18 protein-coding genes and 1 pseudogene are annotated in these 25,014 nt (G+C 73.0%); 6 read left to right on the forward strand and 13 right to left on the reverse strand.

The features are described 5' to 3' along the window. Positions 1 to 1,278, reverse strand: a pseudogene (locus tag E1291_RS05895) (hypothetical protein); the annotation flags it as partial. Between the two features lie 15 nt (positions 1,279 to 1,293). Next, the gene (locus tag E1291_RS05900) at positions 1,294 to 2,463 is read right to left on the reverse strand and encodes a glycosyltransferase family 4 protein (RefSeq protein ID WP_242613967.1); all 1,170 of its coding nucleotides are present in this window, start codon (positions 2,461 to 2,463) and stop codon (positions 1,294 to 1,296) included. A gap of 185 nt (positions 2,464 to 2,648) precedes the next feature. Here E1291_RS05900 and E1291_RS05905 point away from each other — a divergent pair, with 185 nt between their 5' ends. Further along, positions 2,649 to 3,761, forward strand: coding sequence for a glycosyltransferase (locus tag E1291_RS05905; protein WP_207400583.1), 1,113 nt, complete (start codon positions 2,649 to 2,651; stop codon positions 3,759 to 3,761). Between the two features lie 11 nt (positions 3,762 to 3,772). Next, positions 3,773 to 4,687 carry a protein kinase family protein gene (locus E1291_RS05910; protein WP_131736685.1) on the forward strand — a complete coding sequence of 305 codons (915 nt, stop codon included), beginning with the start codon at positions 3,773 to 3,775 and terminating at the stop codon, positions 4,685 to 4,687. Between the two features lie 86 nt (positions 4,688 to 4,773). Here the strand turns inward: E1291_RS05910 and E1291_RS05915 are convergent, their stop codons facing one another. Both E1291_RS05915 and E1291_RS43795 read right to left on the reverse strand, forming a co-directional pair. Beyond that, on the reverse strand, positions 4,774 to 6,423 hold the full coding sequence (locus E1291_RS05915; RefSeq protein WP_131736687.1) for a PQQ-binding-like beta-propeller repeat protein: 1,650 nt from the start codon (positions 6,421 to 6,423) through the stop codon (positions 4,774 to 4,776). Between the two features lie 239 nt (positions 6,424 to 6,662). After that, positions 6,663 to 9,929 carry a LamG-like jellyroll fold domain-containing protein gene (locus tag E1291_RS43795; RefSeq protein WP_131736689.1) on the reverse strand — a complete coding sequence of 1,089 codons (3,267 nt, stop codon included), beginning with the start codon at positions 9,927 to 9,929 and terminating at the stop codon, positions 6,663 to 6,665. Positions 9,930 to 10,057: 128 nt separating this feature from the next. Between E1291_RS43795 and E1291_RS05925 the strand changes: the two genes are divergently transcribed. Next, complete coding sequence (locus tag E1291_RS05925) at positions 10,058 to 10,636, forward strand: hypothetical protein (protein WP_131736691.1); 579 nt, start codon at positions 10,058 to 10,060, stop codon at positions 10,634 to 10,636. 92 nt (positions 10,637 to 10,728) lie between these two features. Continuing rightward, positions 10,729 to 12,534, forward strand: coding sequence for a right-handed parallel beta-helix repeat-containing protein (locus tag E1291_RS05930; RefSeq protein WP_131736693.1), 1,806 nt, complete (start codon positions 10,729 to 10,731; stop codon positions 12,532 to 12,534). Positions 12,535 to 12,713: 179 nt separating this feature from the next. Here the strand turns inward: E1291_RS05930 and E1291_RS41795 are convergent, their stop codons facing one another. Then, on the reverse strand, positions 12,714 to 13,595 hold the full coding sequence (locus E1291_RS41795; protein WP_165494977.1) for a sulfotransferase domain-containing protein: 882 nt from the start codon (positions 13,593 to 13,595) through the stop codon (positions 12,714 to 12,716). A 153-nt stretch (positions 13,596 to 13,748) separates the two neighbouring features. Between E1291_RS41795 and E1291_RS05940 the strand changes: the two genes are divergently transcribed. Then, positions 13,749 to 15,278: an O-antigen ligase family protein gene (locus E1291_RS05940; RefSeq protein WP_165494978.1), complete on the forward strand. Its 1,530-nt coding sequence runs from the start codon at positions 13,749 to 13,751 to the stop codon at positions 15,276 to 15,278. On the opposite strand, the gene E1291_RS05945 is transcribed toward E1291_RS05940, so the two are convergent. After that, entirely contained in the window at positions 15,213 to 16,307 is a 1,095-nt protein-coding gene (locus E1291_RS05945; RefSeq protein ID WP_131736700.1) for a hypothetical protein, read from the reverse strand. The genes E1291_RS05940 and E1291_RS05945 overlap by 66 nt on opposite strands. A 47-nt stretch (positions 16,308 to 16,354) precedes the next feature. On the opposite strand from E1291_RS05945, the gene rfbC reads away from it, so the two are divergent. Next, entirely contained in the window at positions 16,355 to 16,954 is a 600-nt protein-coding gene (rfbC, locus tag E1291_RS05950; RefSeq protein ID WP_131736702.1) for a dTDP-4-dehydrorhamnose 3,5-epimerase, read from the forward strand. On the opposite strand, the gene rfbD is transcribed toward rfbC, so the two are convergent. The 7 genes from rfbD to E1291_RS05985 all read right to left on the reverse strand — a co-directional run bounded on the left by rfbD (position 16,927) and on the right by E1291_RS05985 (position 24,968). Further along, entirely contained in the window at positions 16,927 to 17,802 is an 876-nt protein-coding gene (gene rfbD, locus E1291_RS05955) for a dTDP-4-dehydrorhamnose reductase (protein WP_131736704.1), read from the reverse strand. The genes rfbC and rfbD overlap by 28 nt on opposite strands. Further along, positions 17,799 to 18,788 carry a dTDP-glucose 4,6-dehydratase gene (rfbB, locus tag E1291_RS05960; RefSeq protein ID WP_131736706.1) on the reverse strand — a complete coding sequence of 330 codons (990 nt, stop codon included), beginning with the start codon at positions 18,786 to 18,788 and terminating at the stop codon, positions 17,799 to 17,801. Before rfbB ends, rfbD begins: the two co-directional genes overlap by 4 nt. Beyond that, a complete protein-coding gene (locus E1291_RS05965) occupies positions 18,785 to 19,852 on the reverse strand; it encodes a glucose-1-phosphate thymidylyltransferase (RefSeq protein ID WP_131736708.1) in 1,068 nt (355 codons plus the stop codon). Before E1291_RS05965 ends, rfbB begins: the two co-directional genes overlap by 4 nt. A 174-nt stretch (positions 19,853 to 20,026) precedes the next feature. Continuing rightward, complete coding sequence (locus E1291_RS05970; RefSeq protein ID WP_131736739.1) at positions 20,027 to 21,289, reverse strand: sulfate adenylyltransferase subunit 1; 1,263 nt, start codon at positions 21,287 to 21,289, stop codon at positions 20,027 to 20,029. Between the two features lie 47 nt (positions 21,290 to 21,336). Beyond that, entirely contained in the window at positions 21,337 to 22,251 is a 915-nt protein-coding gene (gene cysD / locus E1291_RS05975; protein ID WP_131736710.1) for a sulfate adenylyltransferase subunit CysD, read from the reverse strand. Positions 22,252 to 22,388: 137 nt separating this feature from the next. Further along, entirely contained in the window at positions 22,389 to 23,348 is a 960-nt protein-coding gene (locus tag E1291_RS05980) for an inositol monophosphatase family protein (protein WP_131736712.1), read from the reverse strand. 144 nt (positions 23,349 to 23,492) lie between these two features. Further along, positions 23,493 to 24,968, reverse strand: a complete 1,476-nt coding sequence (locus tag E1291_RS05985; RefSeq protein WP_131736714.1) for a sugar transferase — start codon at positions 24,966 to 24,968, stop codon at positions 23,493 to 23,495. Positions 24,969 to 25,014 lie beyond the last annotated feature (46 nt).

The raw sequence follows: 25,014 nt of genomic DNA on the forward strand, positions 1-25,014 counted from the left end.
GTGCGGGCCGCCGGTGCCGAGCACGTCGTCGGCCGACCAGGACCGGTCACCGCGTTCGGCGGGGGCGGGGGACGTCCGGCCGCGGGCCCGGCGCGACGGGCGGCTCCGCCCGGAGCCGGGCTCCTCACGGCGGCCCTCGTCGCGCCGCTCGCCCAGCCGACCGTCACTCAGCCGACCGTCACTCAGCCGACCGTCACTCAACCGGCCCTCGCTCAACCGGCCCTCGCTGTACCGGCCCTCGCTCAGCCGACCTTCACTCAGCCGGCCGTCGCTCAACCGGCCTTCGCTGTGGCGTCCCTCGCCGCGCCGGCCCTCGCCGGTACGGCCGGAGTCGGGACGCTCACCGGCGTGCCGCCGCCCCTGGTAGGAGCGGCCCGCGGGCAGCTCGGCGACCGGATGGGCGGGGTAGGGCCCACCGAGCAGCCCGCTCGGCGGCGCGCCCGCGGCGGCACCGAGGTCGCCCGCGGGGACCGCCGGCGCGCCGGTCCCGCGCGGCCGGCCCCGGGAGGAGGCGCGCAGGAACGACACCACACAGGCGATGATCACGCCGAGGGCGAGGCCGATCACGGCGTTCTGCGGGAGCTTGCTGGGGGCCGCCCCCGTCGGGTCGGCGGTGTCGAGGAACTGGACGCCGTCGTTGGTCTTGGAGCGGGCCGACAGGAGACCGCTCTCCTCGGTCTGCAGCTTGGTGAGCTGGGCGGCGAGCAGCCGGTAGGTGCGGCTCCCGGACTGGGTGAGCTCCATGTCCTGGGTGGTCTTCTTCTCCAGGGCCTGGAGATTCTTGATCTGCTCGTCGAACTTGCCGGTGTTGGTGGAGACCGTGACGTCCTGGTAGGCCTGCAGGACGGAGTTCGCGACGGCCGCGGCCTCGGCGACGCTGGCGCCGCTCGCGGTGACGATGACCACGCCGCCGTCGGGCTTGCTGGAGGTCTTCACCCGGCCGCGGAGCTGCCCGCCGGTGAGGCTCGGCCCCTTCTTGTTCTTGAGGATCTCGGCGGCGCGGGCCATGACCGGCGTGGAGGAGGCGAAGGCCGCGCGCTGCGCGGTGTAGGCGGCGTAGCCCTGGCCGGACATGACGCCGAGGCGCAGCGCGTTGTTGTTGTTGGTGGGGTCGGTGACCGCGAACCTCGCGGTGGCCGTGGCGCCGCTGAACAGGATCTGCGTCGCCGCGACCGAGGCGAGGACGCACGCCAGCACGATGATGAGCGACATCAGCCGGTAGCGCCAGACGGCCTCGACGAGGCTGATCTCCGGTGTGACGGGGGTCTGTGCTGTCATCGGGTGTCTGAGTCCTCAGGAGGGCGTGGACGGGGTGGCGTTGGCGGGCGAGGCGTTGGCGGGCGGGGCGAGACGGCCGACGGCGTCCCGCAGCTCGCGGTGGTAGCGGTCCTTGCCGAACCGCCGGGCGGCGTCGTCGCGGGCCCGCTTGGCCATCGCCAGGGCGCCGTCCCAGTCGTCCAGCAGACGGGCGATGCCGTCGGCCAGGGCGGCCGGGTCGTCCGGGGGGACCAGGACGCCGTTCTCGCCGTCGGCGACGATCTCGACGAGCCCCTGCGCGGCACTGGCGACCACCGGCCGGCCGGCCAGCATCGCCTCGACCGCGACGTTCCCGAAGGGTTCGACGCGCGAGGGCACGATCGCGATGTCCGCCTCGGCGAACGATTCCCAGACCGAGGCGCGGAAGCCCGCGAAGACCACCCCCTCGTCACCGCCGGCCAGGGACCGCAGTTCCTCCTCGAACCACTCGTAGCCCGGGAAGACGCTGCCGATCAGGGTCAGATTGGCATCGTACCCGCGCTCGCGGAGCAGCCGGACGGCCTTCACCGCGACATCGGACCCCTTGCGCGGGGAGAGCCTCCCCACCAGCACGATACGGGCGGGCGGGCCGGGTTCGGCCCGGGGCGGGACCGTCGCGGGGGGCTCCTCCACGCCGTTGTAGACGATCTGGGCGCGGCGCCCGGCGCCGCCGAGCGCGGCGGCGCTGGCCCGGCTGTTGACCACGACCGTGCGGGCGAGCCGCAGCGGCGCCGACAGCGCGGCGCGGACGGGGCCGGGCACGCCGTCCTCGGCCTCGTGGACGTGGCACAGCGCGGGGACGCGGGCGAGCCGCGCGGCGACGAGCCACAGGGGGATCGTCACGGTGTTGACGTAGAGGACGGCGGCGCGCTCGCGGCGCAGCAGCCGACGGGCGCGGGGCAGCGAGCGGGCGGTGGCGAACGACAGCCGCACCAGGCCGAGCGGGGACATGAACGCCTTGCGGAGCACCGGGACGGGCAGCACGACGACCTCGGCGCCCGCGTCGCGCAGCGCCTGGGAGAGGGGGCCGTCGGCGGGCAGCGTCACCACGACGCGTCGCTGCGGCGCGAGCGCCCGGACCGACTCGACGAGCATCCGGTCGGAGCCGTAGAGATCGGGCGAGGGATGCGCCAGCACCACCGCGGATCTCGTCTGCCGTTCCCCCACCTGGCCTCCTTTCCGGTGGTCCAGTCCCCCTGGCCACCGGCGTCTCGCAACCTTCAGGTTAACTCTGGTTTACCGTCAAGACGCGCAGTACCCCTTGCGCGTAACCTGTGCGGATCAAATGACAAAAGGGTGCGTCTAGAGGGATGGGGGTACTGGTGCGCATCGCCATGGTAGGGACTCGCGGAGTGCCGGCACGATACGGCGGCTTCGAAACGGCGGTGGAGGAGATCGGCAAACGGCTCGTCGCCGGCGGGCACGAGGTCACCGTCTACTGCCGCGGCGAGCGCCATCCCGAGCCCGAGTACCTCGGCATGCGGCTGGTGTACCTGCCCGCGATCGAGAAGAAGGTCGCCGAGACGCTCAGCCACACCGGGCTGTCGGTGCTGCACGCCTTCCGCGGCAAGATCGCGCGGGAGGGCGCGGACGTGGCGCTGGTGTTCAACGCGGCCAACGCCCCGCTGCTGCCGGTGCTGCGCACGCTGCGCATACCCGTGGCCACCCACGTGGACGGCCTGGAGTGGAAGCGCACGAAATGGAGCGGTACAGGGCAGCGCTATTACCGCGCCGCCGAGTCCCTCGCCGTGCGCTGGTCGGACGCGCTGATCGCCGACGCCGCCGGCATCCAGGACTACTACCGCGAGAAGTTCGGCGCCGAGTCGGTGTTCATCCCCTATGGCGCGCCGATCCTGGAATGTACCGACACCGAGAAACTCGCGGACGCCGGATATGAGCCGGGCGGGTTCCACCTGGTCGTGGCCCGGTTCGAGCCGGAGAACCACGTCCACGTCGCGGTCGAGGGCTACCGCCGCAGCTCGGCGACGAGACCGCTGGTCGTGGTGGGGTCGGCGCCGTACGCCGACGAGTACACCGCCCAGGTGAAGGAGCTGGCGGGCGACGACCCGCGCATCACGTTCCTGGGCGGCGTGTGGGACCAGGACCTTCTCGACGCGCTGTACGCGGGCGCCCTCACCTACATCCACGGCCATTCGGTGGGCGGGACGAACCCGTCGCTGCTGCGCGCCATGGGCGCCGGGGCGTCGGTCCTCGCCTTCGACGTCAACTTCAACCGCGAGGTGCTGGGCGAGGAGGCGGGCCGCTTCTTCGCCGACGCGGGCGAGCTGGCGGCGCGGATCGAGGCGGCCGAGGCCGACCCCGGCGCGGCGGCCGACCGCGGCGAGGAGGCCCGCAAGCGCGCCTCCGAGCGGTACGTGTGGGACGACGTGGCGGCCGCCTACGAGCGGCTCTGCGAGGACCTGATGGCACGGCGGCTGTCGCGCAAGACCGTCCGTCCCCGATGAGCGCGCCTCAGATGACCACTACCGGACAGTTCGTCCGTCCCCGGATGGGGACCGGGAACATCCTGGTTCCGGCCGGGTCCCGGCGCGCGGCCCTCGCCGGGGTGGCGTTGCTGACCCGGTCCAAGCTGCCCGCGCTCGCCGCGCAGTGGGCGCTGTACGGCGCGGTGGCGGTGGCGGGACCACGGGCGGTGCCCGGACCCCGGGTCGGCTGGGACCCGCCGGGCGGCGCCGAGCGGTGGGCGGAGCTCGCGGCGCGGATCGGCCCGTTCGACGGCCTCGCCGTCTACGAGCGGCCGCAGGCGTCGCGGCGGGCGTCCGGGCTCGCGGCGGTCCTGCTGCGCCGCGGCCGGCCCCTCGGCTTCCTCAAGGTCCGCGCGGACCGGGGCGAGCTCGACCGGGAGCGGGTGGCGCTGTCGGCGTTCCCGGAGGGCAGGGCCGAGGGCTTCCGGGTGCCGCGGGTGCTCGACCGCGACGTGACGGCGGGCTGGAGCTGGATGCTCATCGAGGCGATGCCGCCGCGGCCCGCCCGCCCGGCGCGCGGCGCGGCGATCGGGCCGCTGGCCGCGGAGATCGGGCGGCGGCTGGCGGGGGTGCTGCCCCGCCCGTCCGGCACGCCCGGCCACTGGGCGCCGATGCACGGCGACCTGACCGCGTGGAACCTGCGCCGCTGCGGCGCCGGCGCGCCCTGGCTGATCGACTGGGAGGACGCCTCGTGGGCGCCCCCCGACGCCGACCGCGTCTACTACGAGGCGACGCACGCGGTCGTGTTCGGCAGGCCGTCCGGCGCGGACGGCGCCACCGGCCCCGAGGAGGCGGTGGAGTTCTGGCGGGAGCGGGTGGCGCGGCGGTCCGGCGCCGACCACGACGCGCCGTTCAATGAGCGCCTGGACGCCGTCCTGCGCTCCATGACGCCCGTCCCCGTCTAGGACGCCGGTTCAGGACGCAGGGCTGTCAACAAGATGAGCGCCCCGGTGGGGTCACCGGGGCGCTCACTGCCTGCTCTTCGCGGGCGTCAGCCCACCGAGTTGGAGGCCGCGCTCGTGAGCGTGTTGCCCAGCGGGTCCTTCACTCGGATCTTGTAGGTGTGCTTGCCCTTGGGGGCCGCCGCGTCGGTGAAGCTCAGGTTCGGCCGGTTCCAGAACGTGGAGTTCTGCTTGACCGTGCCGATGGCGACGGTCCCGCTGTCGCGCAGCACCTCGTAGGTGAGGGCGACGTTGTCCATGTCCCAGGTGGCCCGCCAGTTGACCTTGTTCCTGGTGGAGCTGAGCTTGACCGCCTCCGGCGCCGCGAGGTCGGCCTTCACCGGGCCGGTCTTGTTCGGTGCCTTGGCCTTCACGGCGAAGCGGACGAGGCCCTGCTGCCCCTTGCCGTTGACCTTCGGGAACTCGCCGCCGATGGCGACGTAGGTCTCGTTGCCCGTGACGGCCCAGGCCGCCTGGTTCTGCTTGGTGAACGTCCCCACCGCGAGGGTCGGGAACCAGTGCAGCAGGCTCGGGATCGGCTGCTTGCTGTAGTTGCTGTTGGAGCCGGGGGGCGCCTGGTCACGGCCCGTCGCGACCTTGGTCTCGGCGAGCGTCCGGTGCCAGGTCTGGGGCTTGGTCTCCGGGAAGGCGCCCAGCGACTCGCAGGCGTGCGCGTGGGACACGCTGTAGACGGCCTGGCTCTGCGCGAAGATGCCGTAGGTCGCGCCGTAGCAGTTGTCCAGCCACGTCAGCTCGCCGTCGGCGGCCTTGGCGGCGAACCGGCCGTCGAACCAGTGGCCGCCCTCGCCGTCCGCCGAGCCGAAGACGGTGTCGCCCGACACGAACAGGTCGGTCACGTACGAGTAGTGCTCGTCGTCCTGCTTGGTCGGGATGGGGCGGCTGCTCCACTCCGCGGACGCGCCGTTGGAGGCGCTGACCGCGCCGATGCCGACGTGCTCGGCGCCGTTGAGCTTCTGGAACCGGCCGCCGATGAGCACCCGCGTGCCGCCGGGCGCCAGCGCCATCGCGAAGACCTCGTTGTCGTCCGCGGTGGGCCGCCAGGTGTCGACGTTGGCGCCGTTCGACGCCTTCACCGCCGCGAGCCTGGTCCGCGACTTGCCGTTGACGTTGAAGAAGTTGCCGCCGAAGTACACCGTCGAGGTGGTCGCGGCGATCGCGCGCACCTTGTTGCCGACCTTCGGCGCGAACGCGTCGACCAGTTTGCCGGTGGCGGTGTCGAACGCGGCGAGGCGGTTGTGCGCCTTGCCGTCGACGGTGGTGAACTCGCCGCCGACGTAGACGCGCTTGCCGTCGGGCGAGGCCACGATCCGCAGGCCCTGGCCGTCCAGCGAGTGCGCGAACGAGGTGACGAGGTTCCCGGTCGTGAGGTCGAACGCGAGGATGTTGTTGCGCGTGACCTCCTTGGCGTTGCCGGGCGCCGTGCCCGGCGGACGCGCCTTGGTGAACTTGCCGGTCGCGTAGACCGTGTTGCCGACCGTCGCCATGCTCCACACGACGCCGTCCACCTGCCAGGTCGGCAGCGGGTCGGCGCTCACCGTCGCCGGCGTGCCGACGCCGGGGGCGGTGTCGGCCCCGGCGGTGGCGACGGGCATGAAGGACGCGCCGCCGAGCGCGACGACGGCCGCGGCCGCCAGGCCCGCTCGCGTGCTCGCCCGGCGCTGTCGCAAAAGAGCTTTCACAAGTCGGATCCCTTGCTCCATGGGCTCCCTGTGACCCCTGCGGTCACTCCGGACTGGCGATCCTAGTGGCCGCGCCGCCCTCGACATCGGGCGACTTATGAAATCGTGACCGAATTCCGAAACTCCGGCCTTCGTCCATGCGGTATAGCGCTCTTTTCCGTCTTTTGTGAGAAGAAAGGCGCTCCGAGGCGTGAACCTCGGAGCGCCTTCGGGCGTCGCCGCCTCTTACCCCACCGGGCTTACTCCACCGTGGGCACCACGGCCTTGAGGTCGTCCACCGTCACGAGCACGGGCGCGTTGGTGGCGTTGCCCGCCAGGTAGGCGCGCACGCCGACCGAGCCCGGGGCCTGGAGGCCGGGGGTCGCGTCGGTGCCGGTGACCTGCCAGCCGGGCTCGGCCGTGCCGTCCGCCCAGACCTTCGCCCGCAGCGTGGCCGGAGCCGAGCCGGTGACCTGGAGCCGCAGCCGCAGCGGCGCGCCCGGGGCGTAGGTCAGCCCCGCGACCGTCTGCTCGCCGCCGATCGCGGTCTCGGTGTTGCCCGCGTCGGTGCGGCTGAGCTGCAGCGACACGACGCCGGACGGGCGGAGCCTGATCCGTGCCCGGTACTCGCCCTGACCGGCGACGCGGCGTCCGGCGGCCCAGACGTAGACGCCGTTGCCGGTGCCCTCCCTGTCGGCGGTGACCGTGAAGGTGAGGTCGGTGTCACCGGAGGACACGGCGCCGGCGTAGGCCCCGCCGTCCGCCTTGGCGGCGGTGAGCCCGATCCTGCCCGCACCGTCCACCGAGGTCGCGGCGCCGCTGCCGGCCATGGTCCAGGCGCCGCCGGTGTCGGCCGTCCCCCAGCCGTTCGCGACGGTGCGGCCGAACGCGTCGGCGGCGAGAGTCCTGGAGGTCACCGTGACGGGGTGCGCGGCCTCGCCGGTCGCGCCGCGGTCGTCGGTGACGACGAGCTTGACCGTGCGGGCGCCCGCGGAGGCGTAGGTGTGGGACGGCTTGGCGCCCGTGCCGGTCGCGCCGTCGCCGAAGTCCCACGCGTGGCCGGCCACGGAGCCGTCGGCGTCGGCGGAGCCCGACCCGTCGAACGCGCAGGTCAGCTCGTCGCAGGACACGGTGAACGCGGCCGACGGAGGCTGGTTGGGCTTGACCGTCCCGGTACCGAGCCCGCGGTGGCGGGCCACCTCGGCGGCGGTCAGCGCGCGCGGGTACACCGCCACCTCGTCGAGCGTGCCGTTGAGGAAGTTGCTGGACGGCTTGCTCGGCCAGCCGCTGAGGTTGTCGCCGCCGATCCGCCAGTAACCCGTGTAGTCCTCGCCGTTCTTCGCCGACGCGTCGGCTCCGGCCTGCGCGCCGTCGACGTACAGCCGCAGCCCGGTGGTCTCGTCGACGGTGCCGACGAGGTGATGCCACTTGCCGTCGTTGAGCCCGGCGCCGCTCTGCACGGTCTTGACCCCGCCGAAGTTGACGCCGAAGACCGCCCGGCCGTCGTTGGTCATGTACAGCTGGCGGTCGTAGCGCGCGCTGAGACCGGTCGCGGCGCTGCCGTAGCCGATGATCTTCCCGCCGGTGCGGGCGGTGGTCCGCACCCACGCCTCGACGCTCAGGTTCCTCGGCGCGGCGGCCGCGCCGCTCGCGCCGGTGCCCGTGGACGTGCCGCCGAAGGCGACCGCCCGGTCGGGATCGCCCACGAGGGCGCCGGACTGGCCGCGTGTCACGCCGGTGCCGAGCGTGAGGTCGTTCACGCCCGCGCGGTCGTAGGCGGGGCCGCCGCTCTCGTCGAGGCGCCAGTAGGCGGCTGCGCCGTCCGCGCCGACCTCGCCCGCGTAGGCTCCCAGCGTCCCGGCCGGGGTCACCGCGGCGGACGCGGCGCTGGCGGCGGCGTTGCCGGACGGGTCCACGGCCCGGACCTTGTAGGTGTGCGCGGTCCCGGGCGGGGCCGTCTTGTCGAGGAACGCCGCGCCGGGCTTGGACCAGAACGCCGACGGCTTCTCGACGGTGCCGATGGGGGCCGTGCCGTTATCCCGGAGCACCTCGTACTTCAGGGTGGCGTTGTCCATGTCCCAGGTGGTGGTCCACGAGACACGGACCGTCCCGTCGGGGAGAGCCTGCGCCTTCGGCGCCGCCAGTTCGGCGGCCTGCGGGCCGGCCTTGTTCGGCGCGTTCGCCTTCAGCGCGAAGCGGACGAGGCCCTGCTGTCCCTTGCCGTTCACCTTCGGGAACTCGCCGCCCATGGCGACGTAGGAGGCGTTGCCCGTGACGGCCCAGGCCGCCTGGTACTGCTTGGTGAACGACCCGGCCGCGAGCGTGGGGAACCAGTGCAGCAGGCTCGGGACGGGCTGCTTGCTGTAGTTGCTGTTCGAACCCGGTGGGGCCTTGTCGGCGCCCGTCGCGTAGGCCGTCTCGGCGAGCGCGCGATGCCACGTCGTCGGGCTGGTCTCGGGGAAGGCGCCCAGCGACTCGCAGGCGTGCGCGTGCGAGGCGCTGTAGATCGCCTGGCCCTGCGCGAACATGCCGTAGGTCGCGCCATAGCAGTTGTCCAGCCACACGAGGTCGCCGTTGGACGCCTTGGCGGCGAACCGGCCGTCGAACCAGTGGCCGCCCTCGCCGTCCGCCGAGCCGTAGACGGTGTCGCCCGACACGAACAGGTCGGTGACGTAGGAGAAGTGGGTGGCGTCCTTCTTCGTGGGGATGGGCCTGCTCGTCCACGTCGAGGTCGCCCCGGTGGACGCGTCCACCGCGCCGATGCCGACCTGGGCGGCCCCGTTCAGCCGCTGGAACCGGCCGCCGACGAGGACCCGCGTGGCGGTGGGCGAGAGCGCGAGCGCCATCACCTCGTCGTCGTCGGCCCTCGGCGTCCAGGTGTCGACGTTCGCGCCGTCGGAGGCCCGGACCGCGGCGAGCCGCGTCCGCGCCTTGCCGTTGACGCTGAAGAAGTTCCCGCCGAGGTACACGGTGGAGCCGGTCGCGGCGATGCCGCGGACCTTGGCCGACACCGATGGGCGGAAGGCCGGGTCGAGCGCGCCGGTGGCGGTGTCGAAGGCCGCGACGTGGTTGCGGGTCTGCCCGTCGACGGTGGTGAAGTCGCCGCCGACGTAGACGCGCCCGCCGTCGGGCGAGGCCACGATCCGCAGGCCCTGGCCGTTCAGCGTGTGGGAGAACGAGGTGACCAGCTCGCCCGTCGTGAGGTCGAACGCCAGGATGTTCTTGCGCGCCACCTCGCGCGCGTCCCCCGCGGACGTGCCCGGTGGACGCGCCTTGGTGAAGTCGCCGGTCGCGTAGACGGTGTTCCCGACGGTCGCCATGCTCCACACGACGCCGTCCACCTGCCACGTCGGCAGCGGGTCGGCGGTCACCGTCGGCGGCGTCCCGGCGGGAGGATCGGTGTCGGCGGCCGCCGGCACGGGCGGCAGCGCCGACGCGCCGAGCACCGCGGCCGAGACCGCGGTCACCGCCGCGACGGCCGTTCGGCGGACGCGCGCGGCGCCCGGATGCGAAAGTACAGATCTCACTGGCGTTCCCTTGAGCCTCGGCTTCCGTCCCCCCACGGCCACGGAAGTAAAGGCAGGGTAACCGAAGGGGAACATCTAGACTGCGCCTGACCAGTGACTTCAGCATCGACGACCGAGGAGAGAGTCGCATGTCCCACGGTGGAGCGCGCCCGCCGATCTTCGTCGCGACGGGTGCGGCCCTGGCCCTCGCGCTCGCGCTGACCGGCTGCTCCGGCGAGAAGAAGAAGGCCGCCGGCAAGCCCGCGCCGCCGCCGCCGAGCGCGCAGCCGGAGGCACAGGCCAACGCCGCGCCGGGGTCGCTCGCGCTGAAGTCGACGACGGGCCTGCGCAAGCCGGTGACCTACAACGACAAGGTCACCGTGGCGATCAGTGACATCCGTTATGTCAAGAGCAAGGGGCAGGGGCCCGGCGAGATCCCCGGCCGCGTCCTCACGATCTTCACGCTGCGCTTCGGCAACGGCTCGGCGCGGCCGCTGGACCTCAACAAGGTCCGGGTCGTCGCCCGTTACGGGCCGGCGAAGGCCCTGGCCAGCCCGACGTCCTACGCCAACATCAACGACTTCTACGGGACGGTCGCCGCGGGCGGGAAGCGCGCGGCGTCCTACGCCTTCGACCTGCCCGCGACCGGATACAAGCAGGTCACCCTCGGGGTCACCTTCGACGCCCAGCACAAGACCGCCCTGTTCGCGGGCTCCCTGCGGCACTGACCTCCGGGCCGTGGGAGCGACGCGAGTGGCCGGACGGCCGTGCGGTGGGTAATTTCGGTGGTCAACGGTCTCCGGGGGTCAAGGGGCAAGTCATGGCGCACAGCTCGCACCGCGCGGTCATCGTCCGGGTGCTCGCCCTGCCGGTGATCGCGGCGGTCGGTTTCCTCGGCTGGCAGCTGCCGCGCAGCCACGACGGCCCGCCCGCCCCCGCCGCGCCGCCCGGCCCCCCGGGCTCCGCGGCCGTCGGCGCCACCTCCTACAAGGTCCCGGGCGGGGCCCTGTTCGTGTCGCCGTCCGGGAGCGACGGCGCCGACGGCTCGAAGCGGCACCCGCTGCGGACGGTCGCCAAGGCGGTCGCCAAGGCGCGGCCGAAGGGCACGATCGTGCTGCGCGGGGGCGTCTACCACGAGACCGTGACCGTCCCGTCCGGCAAGCGGCTGACGATCCAGTCCCACCCCCGCGAGGCCGCCTGGTTCGACGGCGCCTCGCCCGTCACCGGCTGGCGCCCCGGCAACGCGGCCTGGGTGAAGGAGGGGTGGACGGCGCGGTTCGACGCCAGCCCCACCTACACGGCGGGCGCCGGGGAGAGCGGCGACGCCGACTTCCGGTTCGTCTCGCCCGACCACCCGATGGCAGCCCACCCCGACCAGGTGTGGGTCGACGGCGTCGCACAGCGCCAGGTCGGCCGGCGGGACCAGGTGACGGGCGGGACGTTCTACATCGACGAGGGCGCCCGCCGCCTCTACGTGGGCTCGGACCCGCGCGGGCACGACGTGCGGGCCAGCACGCTCGGCGAGGCGATCACCGTGCAGGGGGCGGGCTCGGTGCTGCGCGGTTTCGGCGTCCGCCGGTACGCCACCGCGCTCCCCCAGATGGGCAGCGTGAAGGTCACCGCCCCGGACGTCACCGTCGAGAACGTGGTCGTCGACGACTCCGCCACGACCGGCCTCAGCGTCCTCGCCCCGCACGCCCGGATCCGGCGGGTCACCACCGAGCGCAACGGGCTGCTCGGCGTCCACGCCAACCAGGCCGACGACCTGCGGCTGGAATCGGTGCGCAGCGCGGGCAACAACGTGGAGCGGTTCAAGTACTCGCCGGTGTCGGGGGGCATCAAGGTCACCCGGTCGCGCAAGGTCGCCGTCGTCGGCGGCGCGGTCGCCGGCAACCTCGGCAAGGGCGTCTGGATGGACGAGTCCGTCTACGACATCACGCTGGCCCGCAACCGGATCGTCCGCAACGCCGACCACGGCGTGTCGCTGGAGCTGAGCGCCAAGGCCGTCGTCGCGGGCAACGTCATCGCCGACAACGGCGGTGACGGCGTGAAGGTGAACGACACCTCCGACGTCCAGATCTGGAACAACACGCTGACCGGGAACGGCCGCACGGTCCACCTCGTCCAGGACGGCCGCCGCCGCGACGACCCCCGCACGCCCGGCCGCGACCCGCGGCAGAAGGGCCCGGACCCGGCGATGACCTGGCGCGTCGAGAAGATCACCGTGAGCAACAACACGCTCGCCGACGCGCGCCCCGACACCCCGTGCCTGCTGTGCGTGGAGGACGCCTCCGGCGAACGCGGCGCCGGGCGGATGGGCCTGACCGTCAACGGCAACGTCTACGTCCGGCCCGACACGCACGCCCCGCGCACGCTGGTGCTGTGGGCGCGCGGCTCGGGCGGCCGGACGACCTACACCGACCTCGGCCGGTTCCGATCGGAGACCGGCCAGGAGGCCCGCGGCCAGACCCACGACTCCTCCGCCGCCGCCGACGGCCAGGGCACCTTGGAACGAACGGTCGCCGGCGAGGCCGACGCGTCCGCCGCACTCCCCCTACCGGACTTCGTGGCCCGCCTCCTGGGCAAACCGGCAGGCGCCCGCCACGTAGGCACCTGGCTCTTCTGACCGAACCACCGACCCTGGAAACAACTCCGAACGGTCCTCAGCCGTCACGCGAGCGCGCGACCTGACCGGCGGGGCGAAGCCGGAGGCGAGCCCCGCCGGGAAGATCGCGAAGCGATTCGCGCTCGCACAAGAACGGTCACGAAGCGAGCGCCAGCGAGCGAAGTGGGCCGGGCTTGCAATTAGTACTGCCAAGGGAAGGTGCGGTCGAGGAGGGCTTCGAGGTCGGCGTTGAAGGGGGCGTAGTGCTCGGCCAGGCGTCGCCGTGTCTCCGGCGCGAGGTCCTGGCTCGGCGCCGCGTTCCACACCTTGATCGCGGAGGGCGGCAGTGGCGCGGGCTCCAGGCCGAGGAACCGCGCGACACCGTCGATGGCGGTCTGCGGGTCGGCGTAGAAGTCCTCGGCGGCGAGGACGTGGATCCGCTCGGCCGGGAAGTGCTCCATCCAGCGCCGCAGGTGCGGCGCGTACTCGCCCTGCGCCCGGTAGGACTGCTGCTCGTGCGCGTAGCTGATGTAGCCGGGTTCGGCGGCGATGCGCTCCTCCTCGCCTTCGAGGCGGCCCGCCTCGGCCTCCAGCGCCTCCTCGAACGTCGCCAGTTCCTCGGCGTCCTGCCGGCGCCGCTCCCGGTAGTGGGAGAACGCGCGCTCGATCGGGTCGCGCAGCACCAGCAGGATCCTGGCCTCGGGGACGTCGCGTCCGGCCCGCTCCGCCGCGAGGGGATGGAACAGGTAATAGGGCGACCCCTCCCCCACGACCTTGCCGGACCGGCGGGCCGAGGCGGGGAAGTGCGACCGGTACCAGGCGCTCCCCTTGGTGTAGTGGGAGTCGAAGTAGTGGACGCCCTTGGTGTGGTTGTCCTTGGGGAGCAGCCGCGCGTTCGGGAACAGCGGCATCACCCGGGGATGCTCCAGCAGCGTGTAGTACAGCGACGTGGAACCGCCCCGCTTCGCGCCGATCAGCAGGAAGTCGGGGCCGGGGCGCAGCGCGGCGGTGCTCATCCCGTAGCCGCGGATCACCGATCGGCCCGCGGAGACGACCGGGCCGGGGAGGGTCGCTCGATTCACAGCGGACAGGGTACCGGCCCGTCGCCCGTATTCTTGGCTGAGTCTTAACCGGGCCGCCCTTATACCGGCATCCTGGACGGGCACGGTCCGGCGGCACGGTTCCGCGGCGGGGACCGGCGGCACGGGCTTCGGCGAGCGATCTGTGGGGGCGCCATGGCAGTCACCGGCGTGGCGGTACGGGGACTGTTCCCGCGCCGCCGGCCGCCCGCGGCGAGCGCCGGGTGGTGGGCGTGGACGCTGCCGCTCGCCCTCATGCTCGCCAGTGACTACAAGCTGCGCAGCCGCGCGGTCGACCAGGCCGTGGGCGGCAGCGCCGACCTGACCGTCCTGGTGGAGGTCGCCATCTACGGGATGGCCGCCCTCTATCTGGTGCACAGGTTCGGGCTGCGGGCCCCCACCCGCCGCATCACCGGGCTGCTGTTCGCCGCCTGGGCGTTCTGCGGGTACGTGGCGTTCTCGGCGCTGTGGTCGCCGTTCAAGTCGCTGGGGATGGTCCGCGGCGCCCAGCTGATGATCACCATGCTGGTCGCGCACACGGTGGCGACCCGGGCGACGCCGGGCGACCTGCGCCGGCTCGCGCACGCGTTCGTCGGGATCGTGATCGCGTCGGTCGGCATCGGGGTCGTTCACCCCTTCCCCCGCACCCATCTGACCGAGAACCGCTTCAACTGGCTGTACGTCCACCCGGTCATCGCCGGCGTGTACCTGGGCATCGCCGTCCTGCTGACGGTGGGCTTCCTGATCCGCTGGACGACGCCGGAGGACCGGCTCTGGCATCCGGCGATCTACGCGGGGGCGCTGGTCGTGCTGACGGGGGCGCTCGTCGCCACCGGCACGCGCGGCGCGGCGCTCGGCTGCGCGGCGGGCCTGCTGGTGCTGCTGGCCACCGCGCGGGGCCCGAAGGGCCGGATCGACCTGGTGGTCCTCGGCATGGCCGTGACCGTCCTCGCGGTGCTGGCGTTCTCCGACACCATCCTGGCGTTCGTGGCGCGCGGCGAGACGGCGGAGAAGCTGGCCTCGCTGAACTCCCGCACTGATCTGTGGTCGCTGGCGATGACGGCCTACTCCGAGGAGCCGATCTTCGGCCGCGGGCTCGGCGCCTCGCGCGGGCTGTTCCTGGACGACATGGGCCTCGGCGGCGGGCACAACGCGTTCGTCAACGCCCTGGTCGACAACGGGACGGTCGGCACCGCGGCGTTCGCGGCGCTGCTGCTGACGCTCGGGTTCGTGCTGCTGGTGGTGACCCGGTACCGGACGCTGCGCGCGGACGCGGGCATGCTCCTCGGCGTCCTCGGGTTCTTCCTCGCCGACAGCATGACCACCGAGGGCCTGGCGGCGCCCGCGAACGTCTCCAACGTGTGGCTGCTGCTGCTCGTCGCGTGGGCGGAGACGCTGCGCCGGCAGGGCGACGGCCTGGTGGCGCCCGCCGGGGCCGGCCACGGAGCCGTCCCGGTGCCGGGCGGCGCGTCGTTGACGGCGTCGGTCGCGGCGTCTGTCACGGAGCCGGTCGCGGCGGCGGAGGCGCAGCCGGACGGCCCGGCCGGCGGGCCCGGCCGCGAGGCAGGGCGCACGGCTCTGGACAGCGGAGCCCTTCGCGCTCTGACGTCCGGGCCCTGGTCAACCGTGCCGGGGTCGGCTCTGCCGCCGTCCCCGGATGTAGAGGGCTCCTCCGAGGAGCCCTAGCAGCACCAGGCCGATGAGGGCGCCGGTGCCGAGCAGCCCTCCGGGCGGTCCCGACTTGGACGGGATCGTCACCGGCGACTGGTCGGCCAGCGGCACCGTCCCCGGCGACGCCGAGGCCGACGCCGCCGTCGCGGGCCGCGCGCCGTCCGGCAGCGCCACGGCCCGGAACACCGGCTTGGCGCCGGGGTCGGCGATGAGGACGCGCCGGCCGTCGGAGGCCACCGCGAACGCGTTCCCGCTCAGCCGGGCGGCGGTCCGCACGACCTGGCCGACCTCCGCCCGGATCCCGGGCAGCACCCGCACGTCGCGGGTCGTCTTGAGGACCACGCGGCCGTCACGGGTGAACTCCCCGCCCCGGACGGGGAACGCCAGCGTCCGCAGCCGGGTCAGCGCGTTGCCCTGCGGGCCGAGGACGCCGGGGAGGGCGAACACGGCGGCGGCGGTCGCGCTCCTGGTGATGATGTAGACGCGGCTCTCGGCGGGGTCGGCGAGCAGCGCGCCGCCCTGGTGGCCCCCGTCGGGGTACTTGACCCGGAACGACTTGACCGGCAGCGCGCCGCCGGAGAGCGCGGCCGGCTCGGCGACCCGGTGCAGGGTGAGGCTGCCCGCGCGGCCCTCGTCGAGGTCGCCGACGAACAGCCCGGACTCGCCCGAGCCGTTCTTCACGATCGTGATCGCGTTCAGCCGGCCGGCGGCCGCGCCCGCGAGCGTGTAGGTCGCGCGGGTGCGGCCGCGGGCGTCGAGCGCGAAGAGCAGCGGGCGGCCGGTTCCGGCCGCGATCGTCCACCAGATGTCCGGGTGCAGCACGCCCGCGACGAGACCCGACGGGTTGGCGAGCCGGGGGTCGGCCGGCCGGAAAGCGGGCGTCGCGGGAGCGGTGCTGGTCACGGCCGGGCCCGGTGCCGGGCTGGGTCTCACGGCGGGCGCCGCGGCGCGCGCGGGAGCGGGCGCGGGGGATATCGGGACCACGAGCGCGGCCGCCGCGCCACCGGCGGCGAGGCGGAGCGCACGGGAGGAGTGGGCTCTCATGCTGTGACGTCCATCTCTGCGGGGGGCCGTGTGGCATTCTTGCGCATGTGGATCCACTCAGCATCAACGGTACTTACTTGTTCACCCCCCGCGTGCACGGTGACCAGCGCGGATCGTTCCATGAGTGGCTCCGGAGCGACGACCTCCAGAAGCATGTCGGGCACCCGATGAACATCGCGCAGGCGAACTGCTCGGTGTCCAGCCGGGGCACCCTGCGCGGCGTCCACTTCGCGGACGTCCCGCCGGGGCAGGCGAAGTACATCACCTGCATGCGCGGCGCGATCCTGGACGTCGTCGTGGACCTGCGGGTCGGCTCCCCCACCTTCGGGCGGTGGGAGTTCGTGCGGCTGGACGACGAGACCCGCGGCTGCCTGTACGTCGCCGAGGGTCTCGGGCACGGCTTCATGGCCCTGACCGACGACGCGACCGTGATCTACATGTGCTCGGAGCCCTACACCCCGAAGCGCGAGCACGGGATCCACCCGCTCGACCCGGAGATCGGCATCGAGTGGCCCGCGGACGTCGAGCACGTCCTGTCGGAGAAGGACGCGACGGCGCCCTCTCTGCAGGAGGCCCTCGCCACCGGGCTGCTCCCCCGCTACCAGGACTGCCTCGATCACTACGCCAGGCTCGGGTCGCCGCTCTGAGCTCCGCGCAGCGCGGGCCAGGCGGCGTGCAGCGCCGCGCGCCAGTCGCGCATGGGCGCCAGCCCCGCCGCCGCCCAGCGGTCGTGGCCGAGGACGCTGAACGCGGGACGGGGCGCGGGCCGCGCGAACCGGCCGGCGGTCGTCGGCCGGACCCGGTCCGGATCGTGGCCGAGCAGCGTGAACACCTCGCGGGCCAGCCCGTACCAGCTCGTGCGCCCCGCGTTCGTCCCGTGGTAGATCCCCGCCGGGGCCCGCGACGACCCGAGCAGGACGATCCGGTCGGCCAGGTCACCGGTCCAGGTCGGCTGGCCCACCTCGTCGTCGACGACGTCGACGGTGTCGCGCTCGGCGGCGAGCCGCGCCATCGTCGCGACGAAGTTGCGGCCGTGCGCGCCGTACAGCCAGGCGGTGCGGACCACGTAGCCGCGCTCGTAGCCGAGCACGGCCCGCTCGCCCGCGAGCTTGGTGCGCCCGTAGGCGTTGACGGGGGCGGTCGGCGCGTCCTCGGCGAACGGCTCCCCGGCCTTCCCGTCGAAGACGTAGTCGGTGGACGGCTGCACGAGCCGCGCCCCGATCGCCGCGCAGCCCTCGGCCAGCACCCGGACCGCCGTGCCGTTGACGGCGAGCGCCTCCTCCTCGTGGGCCTCGGCGTCGTCCACGGCCGTCCAGGCGGCGCAGTTGACGACGACCTCGGGCCGGTGCCGCAGCAGCGCCGCGCTCACGGCGCTCGCGTCCCGCAGGTCCAGGACGTCCCGGGGGCAGGCGGCGACCTCGACGTCCGCGGCCCGCAGCCGCGCCACCAGGTCGGTGCCGAGCATCCCTCCGGCGCCGGTGACGAGCCAGCTCATGCCGCGTCCTCGGTGCGCTTCTTCAACGGCTCCCACCAGGTCCGGTTCTCGGCGTACCAGCGGACGGTCTCGGCTAGCCCCTCCTCGAACGGCACACGCGGAGCGTAGCCGAGCGCGCGCAGCCGGGCGTCCGACAGCGAGTAGCGGCGGTCGTGGCCCTTGCGGTCCTCGACGCGCTCCACCCGGTCCCAGCCGGCACCGAGCGCGTCCAGCAGCCGCCGGGTGAGCTCCAGGTTCGTCAGCTCCGCCGTCCCGGCGATGTGGTAGACCTCACCGGGCGCGCCGCGCTCGGCCGCCACCTGGATGCCGCGGCAGTGGTCGGCGACGTGGATCCAGTCGCGGACGTTCCCGCCGTCGCCGTACAGCGGGACGGTGCGCCCGTCCATCAGGTTGGTGGCGAACAGCGGGACGACCTTCTCCGGGTACTGGTACGGCCCGTAGTTGTTGCCGCAGCGGGTGATGCTGACGGGCAGCCCGTGCGTCCGCGCGTACGCCCGCGCGATCATGTCTCCGCCCGCCTTGGCCGCCGAGTACGGCGAGTTCGGCGCGAGCGGCGCGTCCTCGTCCCAGGAGCCCTCGTCGACGCTGCCGTACACCTCGTCGGTGGAGATCTGCACGACCCGCGGCGTCCCCGCGTCCAGGCACGCCTGCATCAGCGTCTGCACGCCGAGGACGTTGGTGCGGACGAACTCGCCGGCGCTCGCGATGGACCGGTCGACGTGCGACTCGGCCGCGAAGTTCAGCACCGCGTCGTGGCCCGGGACCACCTCGGCGAGCAGTTCGGCGTCGCACACGTCGCCCCGCACGAACGTGTACGCCCCGTCGACGGGCTCCAGGTTGGCGAGGTTGCCCGCGTAGGTGAGCTTGTCGAGCACGGTCACCGCCGCGCCCGCCCACTCCGGGTAGGCGCCGCGCACCAGCTCCCGCACGTACTGCGATCCGATGAAACCGGCTCCGCCGGTGACCAGCACCCGTGGCGCGCTCATTTGCCGATCTGCACTTTGCTGTGGTCTCCCAGTACGAGCCGGTGCGCCTTCGGCACCCGGGGGGCGGGCGTGACCTCGGCCTCACGGCCGATCAGGGAGCATTCGATGCGGCCGACACCGTCGATGGACGCGCCGCGCAGCACGATCGAGTACTCGATCTCGCTGTCGATGACCGCGCAGTCGCGGTCGATGGAGGTGAAGGGACCGAGGTAGGAGTCGCGGACGACCGAGCCGGCGCCGACGATCACCGGGCCGACGATCCGGGAGCCGGCGACGCGGGCGCCCGTCTCCACCACGACCCGGCCGATCAGCTCGCTGGCGTCGTCGACCTCGCCCTCCACCCGGGGCTCGGCGCTCTCCAGGACGAGCCGGTTGACCTCCAGCATGTCGGTGACGTTGCCGGTGTCCTTCCAGTAGCCGGTGATCACGGTGGACTCCACCCGGTGGCCGTGGTCGATCAGCCACTGGATCGCGTCGGTGATCTCCAGCTCGCCGCGCCCGGACGGCTTCAGCTCGGCGACGGCCTCGTGCACGGCGGCACCGAACAGGTAGACCCCGACGAGCGCCAGGTCGCCCTTGGGGTGCTCGGGCTTCTCCTCCAGCCCGACGACCCGGCCGTCCCCGTCGAGCTCGGCGACGCCGAACGCGCGCGGATCGGAGACGCGGGTCAGCATGATCTGCGCCGCGGGCCGGTCCGTGCGGAACCGCCCGACGAGGTCGTCGATGCCGCCGACGACGAAGTTGTCGCCGAGGTACATGACGAAGTCGTCGCCTGCGAGGTACTCGCGGGCGATCAGCACGGCGTGCGCCAGCCCGCGCGGGGCGTCCTGGCGCAGGTAGGTGACCTCCAACCCGAACCGCGACCCGTCGCCGACCGCCGCCCGGATCTCCGCCTCGGTGTCGCCGACGACGATGCCGACCTCGCGGACGCCCGCGTCCCGGATCGCCTCCAGCCCGTAGAACAGCACGGGCTTGTTCGCGACCGGGACGAGCTGCTTGGCGGAGGTGTGCGTGATCGGGCGGAGCCGGGACCCGGATCCGCCCGCCAGCACGAGCGCCTTCACTCGGCGGCTCGCGGGCGGCCCGGGGGGACGGGCTGGTTCACGGGGGACTCCAGTGCTGCCGGGGGGCGGGTTGACACCCGACATTACCGGCAGATTTCCCCCCTCGCCGCCACGCGTCCGGCCCTGGACGCGGAGGTGAACCTCACCCGCCCGATGGCCGTCGGCCGCTCGCCGCTACCGGGCGCTGGTGATCATCCCGGCCGCCACGGTGTTGTTGGTGGCCTCGTCGATGAGGATGAAACCGCCGGTCAGCCGGTTGCGGCCGTAGTCGTCGACGAACAGCGGCTGGGTGACCCGCAGCGAGATCCGGCCGATCTCGTTCAGGCCGAGCGCGGTGGCCTGCTCGTCGCGGTGCAGCGTGTTCACGTCCAGCCGGTAGTGCAGCTCCTTGACCAGGGCCTTCGCCGTCCGCGTCGTGTGCTTGACGATCAGCTTCGTGCGCGGCGTGAGGGCCCGGTCCGGGGTCATCCAGCAGATCATGGCGTCGAGGTCCTGCGCGGTCTCCGGCCGGTTGTTCGGCCGGGCGATCATGTCGCCGCGGGAGATGTCGATGTCGTCGGCCAGCCGCAGCGTGACCGACATCGGCGCGTACGCCTCCTCGACCGGGCCGTGCGGCCCGTCGATGGCGGTGATCGTCGTGGTCAGCCCGGACGGCAGGTGCACGACCTCGTCGCCCGGCTTGAGCACCCCGCCCGCCACCTGCCCCGCGTAGCCGCGGTAGTCGTGCAGGTCGGGGTCGGTGGAGGCGTGCGGCCGGATCACGTACTGGACGGGGAACCGGACGTCGATCAGGTTGCGGTCCGAGGCGATGTGGACGTGCTCCAGGTGGTGCAGCAGCGACGACCCGTCGTACCAGGGCATGTTCACGCTGCGCTCGACCACGTTGTCGCCGTGCAGCGCCGACAGCGGGATGAACGTCAGGTCGGTCACCTCCAGCTTGGAGGCGAACGCGGTGAACTCGTCCACGATCCGCTCGTACACGTCCTGGTCGTAGCCGACCAGGTCCATCTTGTTGACCGCCACGACCAGGTGCGGGACCTGCAGCAGCGTCGTGAGGAACGCGTGCCGGCGGGACTGCTCCAGGATGCCCTTGCGCGCGTCCACCAGGATGATCGCCAGGTCGGCGGTCGAGGCGCCGGTCACCATGTTGCGGGTGTACTGGATGTGCCCGGGCGTGTCGGCGATGATGAACTTGCGGCGCGGCGTCGCGAAGTACCGGTAGGCGACGTCGATCGTGATGCCCTGCTCCCGCTCGGCCCGCAGGCCGTCGGTCAGCAGCGCCAGGTTGGTGTACTCCTCGCCGCGGTCGGCGCTCGTGCGCTCCACCGACTCCAGCTGGTCCTCGAAGATCGACTTCGAGTCGTAGAGCAGCCGCCCGATCAGGGTGGACTTGCCGTCGTCCACGCTCCCGGCCGTCGCGAAACGCAGGATGTCCATCTGCTTGCCCGGCTTGCCCTGCGCGAGGGAAGTCGTCGTGGCGGCCATTAGAAGTAGCCCTCCTTCTTGCGGTCCTCCATGGCGGCCTCGCTGGCCCGGTCGTCGGCGCGGGTCTGGCCGCGCTCGGTGATCCGCGTGCTGGCGATCTCCTCGATCACCTGCTCCAGCGTCACCGCGGCGGACTTCACCGCGCCCGTGCAGGACGCGTCGCCGACCGTCCGGTAGCGGACGGTCGCCTCGAACGCCGGCTCGTCCTCGCCCCGGTTCGTGTACGGCAGGTCCGCCAGCAGCATCCCGTCCCGCTCGAACACCTCGCGGGTGTGCGCGAAGTAGATCGACGGCAGCTCCAGCTCCTCGCGCCGCACGTAGTCCCAGATGTCCAGCTCCGTCCAGTTGGACAGCGGGAACACCCGGACGTGCTCGCCGCGCCGGATCCTGGTGTTGTACAGGTTCCACAGTTCGGGCCGCTGGTTCTTGGGGTCCCACTGCCCGAACTCGTCGCGGAAGGAGACCACGCGCTCCTTGGCGCGGGCCTTCTCCTCGTCCCGGCGGGCACCGCCGAACGCCGCGTCGAACCCGTGCTCCTCGATCGCGTCCAGCAGCGTGGTGGTCTGCAACCGGTTCCGGGACGCGCGGCGCCCCGTCTCCTCGACCACGCGGCCGCCGTCGATCGACTCCTGGACCGACGCCACCACCAGCCGCACGCCCGTCTCGGCGACCCGCCGGTCGCGGAAGTCGATCACCTCGGGGAAGTTGTGGCCGGTGTCGACGTGCATCACCGGGAACGGGATCGGCGCGGGCCAGAACGCCTTCTGGGCCAGGCGCAGCATGACGATGCTGTCCTTGCCGCCCGAGAAGAGCAGCACGGGCTTCTCGAACTCGGCCGCCACCTCCCGGATGATCTGGATCGACTCGGCCTCGAGGACGTCTAGTTGTGACAGCAGATAATCGCAACGCTGCATGGTCTGGGGCTCTCTCCACGCTGGACTGGCAGATGCACCGGTGGCCTGGGGACCGGCTGGGCCGGACTAGGGCATGCCTTCCCCACCGGATCGAACGTCATCCCGCCGGGTTTTCGTCCCGCCGGGTCAGAGGCGGGTCACTCCGGAAGGGCGCCGCCCACGTCCCGGATGCCGGTCAGCAGCGTCGACGCCGACACGGGGTGACAGACCAGGATATCCGGCAGCCAGGGGTCGTCCCGGTTGTAGGCCAGCGACGCCCCGTCCACCCGCGAGGCGTGCGCCCCGGCGGCCGACGCGACCGCCACGGGGGCGGCCGAGTCCCACTCGTACTGGCCGCCCGCGTGCGCGTAGGCGTCCACCTCGCCGAGCAGCACCGCGGAGATCTTCGCCCCCGCCGATCCGATCGGCACCAGCTCCACGTCCAGGTCGAGCCGCTCGGCCAGCAGCGTCACGAACTCCGGCGGCCGGGTGCGGCTGACCGCGATCCGCAGCTTCCCGGCGTCCGGCGCGGGAGCGTGCAGCGGCACCTCGCGCGGCAGGTCCCGCGCGGCGCGGCCCGCGGCCGTCCCGCCGGTCACCTGGTCGGCCCCGCCCGGCTCCTCGCGGACGAGCAGCGCGCCGCCCGTCGCGGCCGTGCGCAGCGTCAGTCCCTGCGCCGGGAGCGCCACGGCCCCGGCCGTCAGCCGCCCGCCGGACCCGCCGCCGGCGGCGCGCTCCCACAGCGCCACGTGGACGGCCCAGTCGCGGCGGCCCTCCTCGGAGTACTCGCGGGTGCCGTCGAGGGGATCCACGATCCACACGCGGCGGGCCGCGCGGCGCTCGGCGTCGGTGGTGTTACCGGTCGGTGCCCGGTCCGAGCCGCGGGCGCGCTTGCCGGCGACGGAGGAACGGCCTTCTTCGGAGAGGACGGCGTCGCCGGGACAGCGCTCGGCCAGCGCCGCCATGAGGTACTCGTGCGCCCGCAGGTCGCCGGTGTCCTTCAGGGCACGCGCGTCGGCGAACCCCACCTCGTCCCGTACGCCCAGCAGCAGCCGCCCCGCGGCTCCGGCGAGTTCCGCCGCGAGCGCGTGGTCGTCCACCGCCGCAATCTCCGTCATCCCTCGATCACATTCCCGGGCTCGACTGGTCTGCTCGACCTACATTCTCATGGATACCCGACCGGCGCTTGTGCCCGGGTGCCAAGGTCCCCGCGGAAGCACCGGACGGACACCGTTAACGGACCACCCGGGGCCGGGAGCGTTCTAGTACGCTCCGGAGCCGCGGAAGACGGCCGACCAGGTCTTCCACATGATCTGCAGGTCGAGGGCGAGGGACCAGTTGTCGACGTAGCGCAGGTCGAGCCGGACCGACTCCTCCCACGTCAGGTCGGAGCGGCCGCTGACCTGCCACAGCCCGGTGAGGCCCGGCTTGACCACCAGCCTGCGGTAGACGTCGCCGCCGTACTGGGCGACCTCCTCCGGCAGCGGCGGGCGCGGGCCGACCAGCGACATGTCGCCGCGGACGACGTTGAACAGCTGGGGCAGCTCGTCCAGGGAGTAGCGGCGCAGCCAGCGCCCGACCCGGGTGATCCGCGGGTCCTCCTTGATCTTGAAGAGCACGCCGTCGTTCTCGTTGCTCTCCAGCAGCGCGCGCTTGCGCGCCTCGGCGTCGACGACCATCGTGCGGAACTTCAGCACGGTGAACTCGCGCCCGCCGCGGCCGACCCGGATCTGCCGGAACATCACCGGGCCCTGGCCGGAGATCTTGATCAGGAACGCCACCACCGCCAGCAGCGGGCTCAGCAGCACCAGCCCGGTCAGCGCGGCCGCCCGGTCGAACAGGCCCTTGAGGACCTTGCGGCCGCCGTCCAGCTCGGGGTGCTCGACGTGCAGCAGCGGCAGCCCCGACACCGGCCGGATGGAGATCCGCGGGCCGGTGACGTCCATCAGCGCCGGCGCGACGACCAGCTCGACGTCGTCGCGCTCGATCTGCCAGGCCAGCCGGCGCAGCGCCACGCCGTCCATCTCCGGGCAGGCCAGCACCGCGACCGAGTCGGCGCCGATCCGGTCGGCGACCGCCGCCGCGTGACCGAAGTCGCCCATGACCGGGACGCCCTCCACCTCGGCGACGGCATCGTCGCCGGACACCAGCGGGGCGGGCAGGCAGACCGCCGCGATGCTCATGCCGTGGTAGCGCTTCTGCCGCAGCAGCCGGATCAGGTCGGCGACGGACGTGCGGTGCCCGACGGCCACCACGCGCCGCATGCAGTCGCCGTTCCAGCGCTTGCGGTGCAGCCATTTGCGCAGCCGGTAGCGCGCCACGACCGCCAGGAGCGTTCCGAAGGGCATCGCCATGACGACGTAGCCGCGCGCCACCTCCGTCTTGGTGGCGTAGGCGAGGATCGCGAGCGTCGCGGTGTAGATGAACCCGGCCCGCAGGACGCGGTGGAACTCCTCGTAGCCGACGCCTATGTACCGCGGCTGGTAGGCCCGGCAGAGGATCAGCATCGGGATCCAGAGCACGGGCAGCGCGACGGTCAGCACGACGTACGGCACCGTCGGCTCGCTCGGCACGCCCGGGAAGCGCAGCCCGAACGCGATCATGCCCGCGGCCAGCATGCTGAGGAAGTCGAGGGCGCCGGCGACCCGCCGGTACCCGACGCTCCAGCTCTGGGACGACGTGCGGCGCGGCTGGTGGCCGGTCGATGACCCGGTCTGAACCTTGTCAACGACGGCCATACGCTCACCAACCCTTTAACGCGCGCCCCGGAAAGCTCGATCCACC

Origin of the sequence: Actinomadura roseirufa (assembly GCF_900659635.1) — a bacterium.
Classification (GTDB): Bacteria; Actinomycetota; Actinomycetes; order Streptosporangiales; family Streptosporangiaceae; genus Spirillospora; species Spirillospora roseirufa.